Genomic DNA, 13,113 nt, shown 5'->3' on the forward strand with positions numbered 1-13,113 from the left:
TTTATTCCGACGGCGGACCTGCTTCGACCGGACCTTGCGGTTTGCGGAGCAGGAACACGATCGGGATGACCGCAAGCGTCAGCAACAACATCAGGAAGAAGTTGTCGAGGTAGGCGATCATCGCCGCCTGCTGCGTGACGAGGCCATCGGCAATCGTCATGAACGTCGGCTGGTGGTTCAGCAGCAAAGGCATCGCGTCACGGACCTGCGGCGACTGCGCGGTGATCTGTGTCGCGAGCGACTCGTGGTTGACCACCATCATCCGCGACAGAACCGCCGTCACGATAGAGATGCCCGCGCCCGAACCAACGTTACGGATCAGGCTGAACATCGACGTCGCATCGCCTCGCAGGTTCTGCGGCAGCGTGGCGAAGGCCAGCGTCGACAGCGGAACAAAGACGAAGCCGAGGCCGAAGCCCTGAATGACGCCCGTCCAGATGATTGGATGAGAGTCCATCTGAAGGTCGAAGCCCGTCATCAGGTGCAGCGACCATGCAGTCAGAAGCACACCGAACATCACCAAGGCGCGCGGGTCGAATTTCGACACCAGCCGCCCGACGACGATCATCGACAACATCGTCCCGACACCTCGCGGTGCCATCACAAGGCCGGTTTCGATCACCGGATACCCCATTAATCGCTGAAGCAGCGGCGGAAGCAGGGCGAGGCCGGAGAACATGGTCAGACCGACGACAAAGATGAATAGCGATCCCATCGCAAAGTTGCGGTCGGCAAAGATGCGCAGGTTCACGAACGGATCGTCAGAGCCGAGGCTGTGGATCACGAACGCCCAGATGCCGGAGACGGTCAGTGCCGCGTAAATCCAGATCTCTGTCGATTCGAACCAGTCCACGCTCTCGCCGCGGTCGAGCATCATCTGAAGAGCGCCGATGCCAATCGCCAGCATGGCAAAGCCCATGAAGTCAAAGCGCCGCTCGCGCGTCTCTTCTTGAGGAAGGAAAGCGAGCACGCCGAAAAGAGCGACTATGCCGACAGGCAAGTTGATCAGGAACACGTAGCGCCAGTTGAAGACCTCGGTCAGATAGCCGCCGAGGGTCGGACCAACGATAGGTCCGACCATAATGCCCGCGCCATAGATCGCCATAGCCTGACCAATCCGCTCGCGCGGGTTGATGTCGAGCAGCAGCGACTGCGCCATGGGGATGAGCATCGCGCCGCAGACGCCTTGCATGATGCGGAAGACGACCATCTCTGGCAGGCTGCTGGCGAGGCCACACAGCATAGAAAACAAGGTGAAACCCGCAATCGCACCGACCATCACGCGGCGGCGGCCAAGGCGGTCGGCTGTCCAGCCAGTCAGCGGCGTCGCGATGGCTGAGGCCACGATGTAGGAGGTCAGGACCCAAGTAATCTCGGACTGCGTTGCGCCGAGGCTCGCCGCCATGTGCGGCAAAGCCACGTTCGCAATAGTCGTGTCGAGCACCTGCATGATGGTCGCCACCATGATGGAGGCGGTCAGCCAACCAGGCGCCGGAACGACGAACGCTGGTTTGGAAAAGCTCATAGCATTTCGTCCAGACGCGACGCACCCGTGTCGACGGAAACATGCGCGCTCATACCGTCACGCAGCAGGCCATCGGGGGCGTCGTCGAGCTTGATACGGACAGCGAGACGTTGGACGACCTTCACCCAGTTGCCCGTCGCGTTCTGTGCAGGGATCAGCGAGAACTGAGAGCCGGTGGCAGAATTGAAGCTCTCGACCGTGCCATGCAGTTTGAGGTCAGGATAGGCGTCGATCTCAACCTCGACCTCCTGACCGATCTCGATTCCGTCGAGCTGCGTTTCTTTGAAGTTCGCCTGAATCCACGTGTCCGAGGAATTCACGAGCGTCGCGGCTTGCGTTCCCGCACCGAGGAATTGGCCGACGTTCAGGCTTTCGATCTGCGAAACGGTACCCGGGCTAGGAGCAACGACTTCGGTATGTGCGAGGTTGCGCTGCGCCGCATCACGGCTTGCCAGAGCTGCGCGCACCGACGGCATGTCATCGGTTTCGATTTCGGGATTGCCGCTGAGGGCTGCTGCTGCGGCCTCAAGCTGACGCTGGGCGACGTTGACATTGTTACGCGCCGAACGCTCGGCCACGGTCGCTTGGTCAAGTTGCGCTGCCGTGCCGACACCGCGGTCGGTAAGCTGCTGCTGACGTTCCAGCTCGCGTTCTTGTACGTTCAGAATGCCCTGTGCCGCTTCCAGTTGGGCGGCCGCAGTCGCATGGCTGGCGCGAAGTTGTGCGACCTGTAGACGGGCGGCCGACAGCGATGCTTCGGCCTGATCCAGCGCGATCTCATATGGGACCGGATCAATGCGGAACAGCACATCGCCCGCTTGGACAATCTGGTTCTCGTCAATGTCGACCTCGATCACACGGCCGCTCTGATCGGCGGACACCGAAATCATCGGCTGGTGGATATAGGCGTTGTCGGTGGTGATGTAGCGACCGCCGGTCGCCCAGTAATACCCTGCGCCCACGAGGATGAGGGCGGGGACGGCCATCATCAGTGCGCGGCGGCGACCTTTGCCGGCCTTTTTCGGGGTCGGTATAGTAGCGTCCGCAGCTTCGATCTTATTGGTTTCTGCGTTCATTTTCTGTCCTGTCGTTAGAGCTTGCCGCCCAGATTTTCGATAATGCGGGTCAATGCCCGTTCCATCACGGCAAGGTCTTCTGCGGAGACACCTTCGAAGACCTCTTCGAAGACACCTTCGCTAATCGCTTTCATTAATTCTGATTTGGAGTGGCCCGCTTCGGTGAGTTCGAGCACCTTTGCGCGGCTGTCGTCGGGGTCGTTGGTCCGGCTGATCAAGCCCGCCGTTTCCATACGGTCGGCCAGATCGCTGATGGTCATCGGCGAAGCTTGAAGTGCTGCGCAGAGTTCCACCTGGCGGATCGGTCCACGCCTCTTGAGCATCCCCAAAGCCCGCCACTGGTTCATGGTCAGGTTCTGCGGACGCGCTTCTTTCTCGAAGCGACGCTTTATGAGCGTGTAGGCCTCGTGGAGGATAATCGGGAGAGGTTTCATGTCGGCCCACCAGTTAACTACGAACCCTGATAATATGGGTCCGTATAATTGCAATGGCGAAATTCGTTTCTGCATGTGCATTGGTGCAGAAAGAGGTGCAATTTCTGGCAGTGGAGGGGGCTCTGCCCCCTCGGCCTTGCGGCCTCACCCCCGAGGTATTTCAGTCAGAATGAAGGGTCAGTCGCGCATGAGGCTGGGGAGGTCACCGGTGAGGCCGGCGGCTTCGCGGACGAAGTTGCGGCGTAAGCTGGGGACTGCGTTGACCATACCCATGCCAAGGTCTCGGACGGAGCGGAGTAGCGGATTATCGTTCGAGAACAGCTTGTTGAAGGTGTCCGTCGCAAGAGCCAGAGTCGCGGTGTCGAAGCGGCGCCACTGCTGGTAGCGGGCGAGGACTTGGGGCGAGCCGATGTCTTGTCCGGTCTGGTGGGCCTTTTTCAGGACGTCGGCCAGTGCGGCGATATCGCGAAGGCCTGCGTTGAGGCCCTGACCGGCGATGGGGTGCATTCCATGGGCGGCGTCACCGACGAGAGCGACGCGATCCGCGATGAAGGAGTTGGCGAGGGTGAGGTTCAGCGGGTAGCTGAAGCGTTTGCCCTCAAGCTTGATGTCGCCGAGGAAACTGCCGAAGGCGGGTTTGAGCACTTCGAGAAAAGCGTCGTCGTCCATGGCCATGCATTCTTTGGCGCGGGCTTCGGTTTCGCTCCAGACAATCGAAGAGCGGTTGCCGTTGAGCGGCAGGATTGCCAGCGGGCCGTGGGGCATGAAGAACTGGTGGGCGATGCCGCCGTTGGGCTTTTCGTGGGCGACAGCGCAGACGATGGCGGTTTGGCCATAGGACCAGCCGGTGCGCTTGATGCCCGCGCGGGTTGCGGTGCCCGACTTGCGGCCGTCGCAGCCGACAATAAGCGATGCCGCCAGCGTCTTTCCGGATGCCAGCGTGACGCTCGCGCCCTGCTGGTCTGCTGTCTGTGCAACTACGGTTTCGGGCGCATAGACGGTGATGTTCGGATCGTTTTCGAGCGCGTTGACGAAAGCGGGGCGGAGGTGGCGGTCCTCGACCATGAAGCCCATCGGGCCTTCTTCGATTTCGGCGTGGTCGAAGTGCATCATCCACGGTGCTGGGCCTTGGCCAGCGACGCCGTCAGTGACCTTGATTTCCAGCATCGGGCAGGCGTGCTCGGCGATGCTGTTCCAGATACCGATCCCTTTGAGCAGACGCTGCGACGCGAGAGCGAGCGCGTAGGCGCGGCCGTCAAACGCCGGATCCTTGTAGGTTTCGAGTGGAACGGTGTCGATCACACCCACGCTGAAACCCGCGCGGGACGCAGCCAATGCAAGCGCGGGGCCGTTCAGGGCGCCGCCGACGATCAGGATATCATGGTCGAATGTCATGGCTCTGAATATGGCTGCTTGAACGGGATTGTCCATGCGACATCCGCTCGCTAGCTTTGCGCCGAACAAGGAGACCTGCATGGATAACTTACGCAAACTGACCGCGACGGAACTGGGGCGCCGGATCGGTGCGGGACAGGTTGATCCAGTCGAACTGACCGAGGCCTATCTCGATGCAATCGCGGCCAGTGAGTTCGGCACGCGTATCTATGCGCGTCTCACCCCTGAGCGTGCACTGAGCGAGGCGAAGGCCGCGGCGAAGCGTGCGAAGGTTGGGCAGCGGTTGTCGCTGCTCGATGGTGTGCCGGTCAGTTGGAAGGACCTTTTCGACACGGCCGGTACGGCGACCGAAGCGGGTACGCTCTACATGGAAGGCCGCGTGCCGAGCGAGGATGCGGCGGTGCTGAAACATGCCACGGCGCTCGGGCTGGTCTGTCTGGGCAAGACGCATATGACCGAGATCGCGTTTAGCGGTCTGGGCTTGAACCCGAAGACCGAGACGCCGCCGTGCGTGAATGACCATGACGCGGTGGCGGGCGGATCGTCTTCGGGTGCTGCAACGTCGGTCGCGTTCGGGCTCGCTGCAGCGGCGGTCGGGTCGGACACGGGCGGGTCGGTGCGTACGCCGAGCGTCTGGAACGATCTGGTAGGGCTGAAAACGACGCGCGGGCTTTTGTCGCTCGAGGGCGTCGTGCCGCTTTGCAAGACATTCGATACCGTGGGGCCGCTTTGCCGCACGGTTGAGGATGCGGCTGCGATGTTTCATGCGCTCGGTGGTCCGCAGGCCGACCTGAACGGAGCCGACCTGCGCGGCGCGCGGTTTGCTGTGCTCGACACCATTGTGATGGATGATCTGGACGCCACAGTTGCGGGCGCCTTTGACGCTGCGGTAAAATCGCTGGAGGCAGCCGGTGCGACAGTCGAACGTATAAGCTTTCCCCGCTTGATCGAAGCCTATGATATGGCAGGCATTCTCTACACGTCCGACGCCTATTCCTACTGGGGCAAGACGATCGAAGCTGCGCCAGAGAAGATGTATCACCAGATCCTCAAGCGCATCCGTCCGGGCGGGGATTTCCTTGCTGCGGACTATATTGCCGCGTGGGAGCGCCTGGGTGAAATCCGCAAAGCCTATCACGCAACGATGGCTGGTTATGACGCGGTGATCATGCCGACCGTGCCGATGCTGCCGCCAAATGCCAAGCGGCTCGAGGAGGACAGCGACTATTTTGTCTCCGAAAATCTGCGTGCGCTGCGCAATACCCGTGTTGCGAACCTAATGGGCGGTTGTGCGCTGACGATCCCGACGGGTGTGCCGTCGACGGGTGTCATGCTCAATCTGCCTCCGATGCAGGAAGGAAAACTGCTTCGCTTGGGGGCGGCAGTCCAAATGGCGCTTGGCTGAAAAGACACAATCAGAAGGATAGGCCCGCCCGAGAAAGGCCGTTTTTCTGGACACCGCCCATTATCTTTGGCTAAATCAGGTCAAAACGGGACGACAATGATCCCGTAACCTTGAGGCAGCCAATGGAATATCCCGAGCGGTTTTCGAACCTGTCGGACTACGCGTTTCCGCGTTTGCGGAAGCTTCTCGACGTCCATGAACCGGGTGGAGACCCGCTCCCGCTGACTATCGGCGAGCCTCAACACGCCTTCCCCGAATGGGTTGGTGCCGTGATTGCCGAGAGCATCTCGGGCTTCAACAAATACCCGCCGAACGATGGATCGCCTGCGCTGCTGGAAGCGATTTCGCGCTGGATTGGGCAACGTTTCAACGTTTCGGTCGATGAAGACTGCATTATGGCGCTGAACGGCACCCGCGAGGGGCTGTACAACGCGGCGATGGCGCTGTGTCCCGAAACGAAGAACGGCAAGACGCCTGTCGTTCTGATCCCGAACCCGTTCTATCAGGTCTATATGATCGCCGCGATTTCGGTCGGGGCGGAGCGTGTGTTTGTTCCGGCAGATGCCGAAAACGGTTTCCTGCCCGACTACACTAGCTTGCCTGCTGACATTCTGGACCGCACCGCGATTGCCTACATTTGCACGCCGTCGAATCCGCAGGGTGCTGTGGCGAGCCACGAATACTGGCGTCAGCTTATCGCGCTCGCCGAAAAGCACGATTTCCGCATCTTCGCGGACGAGTGCTATTCCGAAATTTACCGCGAAGACGCTCCTGTCGGTGCCCTTGAGGTCGCTGCGGAAATGGGGGCTGACCCCGAGCGCGTTACGATTTTCCATTCGCTGTCCAAGCGTTCGAACCTTCCCGGCCTGCGCTCCGGCTTTGTGGCGGGCGGTCCGGAATCGATCCGCCGCATCCGCCAGCTTCGTGCCTACTCCGGCGCACCGCTGCCGTTGCCGATCCAGAAGGTGTCGACCCGCGTTTGGTCCGACGAGGCGCACGTCATCGAGAACCGCGCGCTCTACAACGAGAAATTCAAGCTTGCCGAAACCATTCTGGGCGAAGTGCCTGGCTACCAGACACCCGAGGGCGGTTTCTTCCTCTGGCTTCCGGTAGAAGATGGTGAAACAGCAACGCTGAAGCTTTGGCAGGAAACAGGCGTTCGCGTCCTGCCAGGCGGCTATCTGAGCCGCGAAGTGAACAATCAAAACCCCGGAAAGGGGTACATCAGGGTCGCAATGGTCGCCCCGACACAAGAGATGCAGCGCGGGCTCACCCTGATCCGCGACTGCCTCTATGACTGAGGAAACGAGCAGGTATGGCATTGTATTCGACACGACAGCGCGACCCGTTACTCGATAGCACGACGCAGGCTGCGCTGGAAAAGCGGAGTAAAGAACTGTTCGGCATCGGGCTGGTGATACTCGGCACGTTGGCGGCTATGATGCTGTGGTCGTATTCGCCGGACGATCCCAACTGGATGCTGGCCACCGATGCGCCCGTCCAGAATTGGCTGGGCCGCACCGGTGCGTCGATTGCCGCGCCGCTGATCATGGTGATCGGCAAGGCCGCTTGGTGGATTCCGGTGCTGCTGTTCGCATGGGGTGTGCGGATGGGCCTGCATCAGGGCGGCGAGCGTGCGATGACCCGCCTTGTGTATTTTCCCCTGCCTATCGTCGTCGGCACCATCTGGGCTGCCACGCTGACGCCGGGCGATGAATGGAGCCATGCTTTCGGCCTCGGCGGTATGCTCGGAAACACTGCGCTGGGCGTGATCCTTTCGGTTATCCCTTCGAGCGATGTCGTTGCACTGGCCGGTGTGGGCATCGTTTCGGGCATTGTTATGCTAGTCCTTGGACTGTTCGTGGCCGGATTCACCCGTCCGGAGCTCGCGATGATCCGCCGCAACGTCTTCATTGGCCTCGTGATGGGCTACAGCCTGCTGCTCCGTATCGCAGGTCGCGGTGCCGAAGCATCGGTCCGCGCCGCGCAGAGCGGTTACGCCAACGTCCAGTCGCGCCGCGAAATGCGTGTGCAGCGTCCGGGTGCGCACATGGAAGTGTTCGAGGACGACGATCCTTACGATGTGCCGATGGCCGCTCCGCGTGCCAGCCGCACTGCATCGGTCGTTCGCCCTGTTGCTGCGCCGACCTATCAAATGCCTGCCGCAGAGCCTGAGTATCATCAAACTTTCACTCAGCCGGAACAACCGAGCCTCTTTGGTAAGCTGATGCCCGGCAAACTGCGCCGCAACCAAGCCAAAATCGAACCCGAGCTGATCGAGAACGAACCGCCGCTGGCGGCCTTCACGGAAGAGCCGAGTGACGACCGCGTTCGCGCACGCATCGCCGACGCGATCCGCGCTCGGAAAGCTCCGGTCGAGCAAGCTCCGCTGCCGCCGATCACCCGTAGCGCTGAAGGTGACGTTCGTATCGAGCCGACCCTGACCGCAGGACGTGGCCCCCGCGCACTGGTTGTCGAGCCGCCGATGAGCCGTGCCCAGCAGCCCGCCGCACCGGTTGTGGCCGCGCCGATGCCGACGATTTCGGCCACGCGCAGTGCCGAGCCCGCACCGTTCGAAGAGCCGCTCTCGACCGTTGATTTTACCAGCGGCTGGGACGAAGTTCCGCCGATCGACGAGACTGACGCCGACAATATCTTCACCGAAGTGCCGCTCGATATGGAGCCGGAAGGCTACCAGCAGTCTTATGAAGCGGAGCCCGCCGTCGAGGAAACTCACGTCGAACCGCGCCGTGTTGTTCCTGCTAAAACCATGAAGCGCTCGGTTCTGCCGTCGAAACCCGCCAAGCCGGAACCGGCTTCGTCGCTTCACGCCGACTACGAAACCCCGCCGGTTGATCTGCTGCTCGATCCGGCGCAAATCGAGCGTCATCACCTTGCCGATGAAGAGCTCGAAGACAACGCGCGTATGCTGGAATCGGTGCTCGAAGACTACGGCATCAAAGGCGAGATCGTCAGCGTGCGTCCGGGTCCGGTCGTCACCATGTACGAACTCGAACCCGCGCCGGGTCTGAAGGCGAGCCGTGTGATCGGCCTTGCCGATGATATCGCGCGTTCGATGTCCGCTTTGTCCGCGCGTGTTTCGACCGTTCCGGGGCGCTCGGTCATCGGTATCGAACTGCCGAACGACAAGCGCGAAAAGGTTGTCCTGCGCGAGATCCTGAACAGCCGCGATTACAGCGACCCGAACTGCCGCCTGCCGCTTGCGCTGGGTAAAGACATCGGCGGCGAGTCCATTGTCGCCAACCTTGCCAAGATGCCCCACCTGCTAATCGCGGGTACCACGGGTTCGGGTAAGTCTGTTGCGATCAACACGATGATCCTGTCGCTCCTCTACCGCCTCACGCCGGAAGAGTGCCGCCTCATCATGATCGACCCGAAGATGCTCGAACTTTCCGTCTATGACGGCATTCCGCATCTCCTCTCCCCTGTTGTGACCGACCCGAAAAAAGCGGTCGTTGCGCTGAAGTGGGTCGTGGGCGAGATGGAAGAGCGTTACCGCAAGATGTCCAAGATGGGCGTGCGGAATATCGAAGGCTACAACGGCCGCGTCCGCGATGCGCTGGGCCGTGGCGAGATGTTCGAACGTACCGTTCAGACCGGCTTTGACGAGGAAACCGGCGATCCGATCTTCGAGACCGAAGAGCTGACCCCCGAAGCGATGCCGTACATCGTCGTTATCGTCGACGAAATGGCCGACCTCATGATGGTGGCGGGCAAGGAAATCGAAGCCTGCATCCAGCGCCTTGCGCAGATGGCTCGTGCATCGGGTATTCACCTGATCATGGCCACGCAGCGTCCGTCGGTCGACGTCATCACCGGTACGATCAAAGCGAACTTCCCGACCCGTATCTCGTTCCAGGTCACCTCGAAAATTGACTCGCGCACTATTCTGGGCGAGCAGGGTGCCGAACAGCTGCTGGGTATGGGCGACATGCTCTACATGGCTGGCGGTGGCCGCGTGACCCGTATCCACGGCCCGTTCGTTTCGGACGAAGAAGTCGAAGAGATCGTGAACTACCTCAAGGCGTTTGGCCCGCCGGAGTACATGTCGGGCGTTGTCGACGGTCCGGATGATGACCGTGCGAACGACATCGACGCGGTGCTCGGCCTTGGTGCGTCGGGTGGCAACACCGATACCGAAGATGCGCTCTATGACACCGCTGTTGCGATCGTCATCAAGGACCGCAAATGCTCTACCTCGTACATCCAGCGTAAACTGGCGATCGGCTATAACAAAGCCGCGCGTTTGGTCGAGCAGATGGAAGACGAAGGCGTCGTGTCAGCCGCGAACCACGTCGGCAAGCGAGAGATCTTGGTACCGGAACAACACTGACGTACCGTCACTCAACCTAAAGGCCCCCTCGTGGGGCCTTTATATTGAATAACAATCTGCCGTTAAGCATATGGAAGCCTCATCCTAGAATGCTCACGGTGGAAAAATGCCCCAATACGTCAGCGACTTCACAGCCATCCTCCCGTACTTTGATCAGAACGATTACTGGGGGCCGAACACACGTCTGAATACGGGCATGGATACCGGCACGCCGGTCGCGATTACGTATAAATTTCAGGACTCTGCCCACCTGACGAGCAAGTGGGACATGCCCTACGACTATAACGTCAACGAAGTCGTTGTGCTCAACGGCGCGCAGAAAAATGTCATCCGCGATTCGCTCGATTACTTCGAAACCCAGACAGGCGTGATCTTTATCGAGGTCGATGCCAATCAGGACGCGATGTTCGAGTTTAACGGCGCGTATGGCCCGCTCGACGTAGGGATCGCGGCATTTGCCGACCTCGCCTATTCGACCGAAACCTCGGTGAGCCTCAGTACGCTGACATTCGATATCGACGCGCTCGCGCCGTTCTCGGGAGGCTTTTCCATCGAGACAATTAACCACGAGATCGCCCACTCGCTCGGTCTGTCGCATCCGCACGAAGGGTCGATCCGCCTGAAGTCGTCATACGATAACAACCAGCAGACCGTGATGACCTATAATTGGGGATCGTCGCCGAACACCGGCATCGGTGTGCTGGACAATCAGGCGCTTGATTTCCTCTATGGCGACAAGCTGGGGAACAGAGCGCCGTCAGTGGCCTACCGTGGTGGCGATGATATCCGGTTCAGCTTTGGCGGGGGCGATGATGTGCTCGTGGGAACGAACCTGAACAACAAAATGCTTGGCCGTGGCGGCGATGACAGCTTTCTTGGCCGTCAGGGCAACGACATCCTGCTGGGCCATGCGGGCGAGGATACGCTCGAAGGCGGGGCCGGAAGCGATCTGCTGAAGGGCGGCAAGCACAACGATATACTCACTGACTTTGCGGGTTCGGACAATGTGCTCAAGGGGCAGGCGGGTTCCGACTACCTCGAAAGCTCTGGCACCTATGATCGGCTCGATGGCGGCGGCGGTAGCGACTACATCGAAGCTAGCGGTGCATACGTTGATATGATCGGCGGAAATGGTGCTGACGAATTCGTCTATACCGGCACCATGGGTGCGTCGGTCAATGGCGGCAAAGGCGCGGACACATTCACGGTCGATAGTTACTACGCCTATAACCTCTATCTCGATATGGGTGATGGCGACGACACCAGCTACCTCGATGGTGCGACGACGACCTACTACATCGCCGCGAATGCCAAAGGTGACCACGATGTCATTGACGGTTGGGCCAGCTATGCCAGCGATTTCGAGTTCGATAGCAGCACCGGTTGGTCGCTGGCCAACAGCTCGCGCACGGCCATCGATACAGACGGTGACTTCTACACAGACTCCGTCCGGTTGCAGTGGGGGGCGGGCAGCGATCTCTACACGCTCGACCTCTACGATGTGACGCTCTACGAATTCGAGAGCGCTTATTACTACTACATCTGACGCCAGTGGGCGGCGCAGAGGTCATCGGTCAACTTATCGTCGATATTGAATAACGTCTGGTTTTTCGCTGGGGTCGACCCATCTGATAACGCAACAGACGGAAATATCAGGATTGACCATGAACCCTCTTCGCCGCCTCTTCCTCGCCGCGCCGTTCGCGCTGGCTGCTTTTGCCGGTCAGGCGCAGGCTCAGGAGCTGTCGCTTTCCGAGATTTCGAGCTACATGAACCAGCTTCAGACGGCTCAGGGTGACTTCACCCAGATCAACTCGGACGGCACTATCTCGACCGGTACCATCTACATCAAACGCCCCGGTCGTATCCGCTTCGAATACGATGCCCCCGAAAAATCGCTGGTGATTGCCGGTGGTGGCTCGGTCGCGATTTTCGATGCGCGGTCCACTGACAACCCGCAGCGTTACCCGCTGAGCGAAACGCCTCTCAGTATCATCCTTCAGGACAATGTGGACCTGACCCGCGCGAGCATGGTCACCGGCCATACCTCTGACGGAACCTCGACGACCGTGACCGCTCAGGACCCTGCACACCCCGAGTACGGAAATATCCAGCTGAAGTTCACCAATCCGGCGCAACTGCGTCAGTGGGTGATCACGGATAACACCGGCACCCAGACGACGATGGTGCTTGGTGACATGACCGTCGGGGGAGGCATCTCGGACCGGATGTTCAACATCATCGCCGAGACCGATAACTGGAACTAAAAAAGGCGCCCTCGGGCGCCTTTTCTTTTAGAACCGTGCTTGCCTGCAATAAGCCAACTGCTGCTGGTACATGATCGAACGAGCCGCAACCTCATCCGCAATACGCACCAGCCAGCTCTTGCTGCGGTAGCTGCCGCGCAGATAGCCCGAACGCCCCTCGTGATAGGCGAGGTACTGGTTGCGGGTGTCATACAGCGCGACGCCCGTCTCTTCGGTGGTCTGGGCCATGTACCAACCCATGAAGTCCGTCGCGTCCTGAATATCATCCCGACGCGAGCCGTAGCCGCCATGGTCACGCTGGTATTCTTCCCATGTGCCGTCGAGCGCTTGCGAATAGCCGAAGGCCGAAGACTGGCGACCGATGGGGATCACACCCAGCGCGAACTGGTGCGGGGTCCGGTTGTTCGAGATGAATTTGCTTTCCTGATAGATCATCGCCATCAGGACGTAAGGTTCCACGCCCCAGCGGCGTTTGGCGTTGCGGAACGCCCGAACGTAATGCGGACGCTCTGTCAGGATCGAACAGGCGTCATCAAGCTCGCGCGGTGCGGAGCCTTGTCGTTCTCCGCAGCTGCCGAGAACGAGCGCAATCATCAGGGCGAGGAAGAATCTGCTCATCTGCCTCTCGCTTTCTTGTTTTTCAAAGCCTAGCGCATT

The 13,113-nt window shown here is 60.2% G+C and carries 10 protein-coding genes; 5 read left to right on the top strand and 5 right to left on the bottom strand.

The window, feature by feature from the left end; translation table 11 throughout:
• Position 1 precedes the first annotated feature (1 nt).
• The 4 genes from IF204_RS14505 to IF204_RS14520 form a co-directional block, all read right to left on the bottom strand.
• Complete coding sequence (locus IF204_RS14505) at positions 2 to 1,525, bottom strand: DHA2 family efflux MFS transporter permease subunit (protein ID WP_194097798.1); 1,524 nt, start codon at positions 1,523 to 1,525, stop codon at positions 2 to 4.
• The gene (locus IF204_RS14510) at positions 1,522 to 2,601 is read right to left on the bottom strand and encodes an HlyD family secretion protein (protein WP_194097799.1); all 1,080 of its coding nucleotides are present in this window, start codon (positions 2,599 to 2,601) and stop codon (positions 1,522 to 1,524) included. The genes IF204_RS14505 and IF204_RS14510 overlap by 4 nt, the downstream gene beginning before the upstream one ends.
• A 14-nt stretch (positions 2,602 to 2,615) precedes the next feature.
• Positions 2,616 to 3,035, bottom strand: coding sequence for a MarR family winged helix-turn-helix transcriptional regulator (locus tag IF204_RS14515; RefSeq protein WP_194097800.1), 420 nt, complete (start codon positions 3,033 to 3,035; stop codon positions 2,616 to 2,618).
• A gap of 177 nt (positions 3,036 to 3,212) precedes the next feature.
• Complete coding sequence (locus IF204_RS14520) at positions 3,213 to 4,466, bottom strand: UbiH/UbiF/VisC/COQ6 family ubiquinone biosynthesis hydroxylase (RefSeq protein ID WP_194097801.1); 1,254 nt, start codon at positions 4,464 to 4,466, stop codon at positions 3,213 to 3,215.
• 43 nt (positions 4,467 to 4,509) lie between these two features.
• Here IF204_RS14520 and IF204_RS14525 point away from each other — a divergent pair, with 43 nt between their 5' ends.
• The 5 genes from IF204_RS14525 to IF204_RS14545 all read left to right on the top strand — a co-directional run bounded on the left by IF204_RS14525 (position 4,510) and on the right by IF204_RS14545 (position 12,456).
• Complete coding sequence (locus tag IF204_RS14525) at positions 4,510 to 5,835, top strand: amidase (RefSeq protein WP_228069216.1); 1,326 nt, start codon at positions 4,510 to 4,512, stop codon at positions 5,833 to 5,835.
• A 122-nt stretch (positions 5,836 to 5,957) separates the two neighbouring features.
• Complete coding sequence (locus IF204_RS14530) at positions 5,958 to 7,136, top strand: aminotransferase class I/II-fold pyridoxal phosphate-dependent enzyme (protein WP_194097803.1); 1,179 nt, start codon at positions 5,958 to 5,960, stop codon at positions 7,134 to 7,136.
• A 14-nt stretch (positions 7,137 to 7,150) separates the two neighbouring features.
• Positions 7,151 to 10,189, top strand: coding sequence for a DNA translocase FtsK (locus IF204_RS14535; protein WP_194097804.1), 3,039 nt, complete (start codon positions 7,151 to 7,153; stop codon positions 10,187 to 10,189).
• A gap of 106 nt (positions 10,190 to 10,295) precedes the next feature.
• On the top strand, positions 10,296 to 11,735 hold the full coding sequence (locus IF204_RS14540) for a hypothetical protein (protein WP_194097805.1): 1,440 nt from the start codon (positions 10,296 to 10,298) through the stop codon (positions 11,733 to 11,735).
• A 118-nt stretch (positions 11,736 to 11,853) separates the two neighbouring features.
• Positions 11,854 to 12,456, top strand: a complete 603-nt coding sequence (locus tag IF204_RS14545; protein WP_194097806.1) for a LolA family protein — start codon at positions 11,854 to 11,856, stop codon at positions 12,454 to 12,456.
• Between the two features lie 27 nt (positions 12,457 to 12,483).
• On the opposite strand, the gene IF204_RS14550 is transcribed toward IF204_RS14545, so the two are convergent.
• Positions 12,484 to 13,074 (bottom strand): transglycosylase SLT domain-containing protein, encoded by a 591-nt coding sequence (locus tag IF204_RS14550; protein ID WP_194097807.1) that lies wholly within the window; start codon positions 13,072 to 13,074, stop codon positions 12,484 to 12,486.
• Between the last annotated feature and the right edge of the window lie 39 nt (positions 13,075 to 13,113).

The sequence above is a fragment of the Marivivens aquimaris genome, from assembly GCF_015220045.1.
Classification (GTDB): Bacteria; Pseudomonadota; Alphaproteobacteria; order Rhodobacterales; family Rhodobacteraceae; genus Marivivens; species Marivivens aquimaris.

What these genes read in the sequence shown, in the direction of transcription:
- IF204_RS14505 (WP_194097798.1), bottom strand. Translation starts at nt 1,525, where the DNA reads ATGAGCTTTTCCAAACCAGCGTTCGTCGTTCCGGCGCCTGGTTGGCTG.
- IF204_RS14510 (WP_194097799.1), bottom strand. Translation starts at nt 2,601, where the DNA reads ATGAACGCAGAAACCAATAAGATCGAAGCTGCGGACGCTACTATACCG.
- IF204_RS14515 (WP_194097800.1), bottom strand. Translation starts at nt 3,035, where the DNA reads ATGAAACCTCTCCCGATTATCCTCCACGAGGCCTACACGCTCATAAAG.
- IF204_RS14520 (WP_194097801.1), bottom strand. Translation starts at nt 4,466, where the DNA reads ATGGACAATCCCGTTCAAGCAGCCATATTCAGAGCCATGACATTCGAC.
- IF204_RS14525 (WP_228069216.1), top strand. Translation starts at nt 4,510, where the DNA reads ATGGATAACTTACGCAAACTGACCGCGACGGAACTGGGGCGCCGGATC.
- IF204_RS14530 (WP_194097803.1), top strand. Translation starts at nt 5,958, where the DNA reads ATGGAATATCCCGAGCGGTTTTCGAACCTGTCGGACTACGCGTTTCCG.
- IF204_RS14535 (WP_194097804.1), top strand. Translation starts at nt 7,151, where the DNA reads ATGGCATTGTATTCGACACGACAGCGCGACCCGTTACTCGATAGCACG.
- IF204_RS14540 (WP_194097805.1), top strand. Translation starts at nt 10,296, where the DNA reads ATGCCCCAATACGTCAGCGACTTCACAGCCATCCTCCCGTACTTTGAT.
- IF204_RS14545 (WP_194097806.1), top strand. Translation starts at nt 11,854, where the DNA reads ATGAACCCTCTTCGCCGCCTCTTCCTCGCCGCGCCGTTCGCGCTGGCT.
- IF204_RS14550 (WP_194097807.1), bottom strand. Translation starts at nt 13,074, where the DNA reads ATGAGCAGATTCTTCCTCGCCCTGATGATTGCGCTCGTTCTCGGCAGC.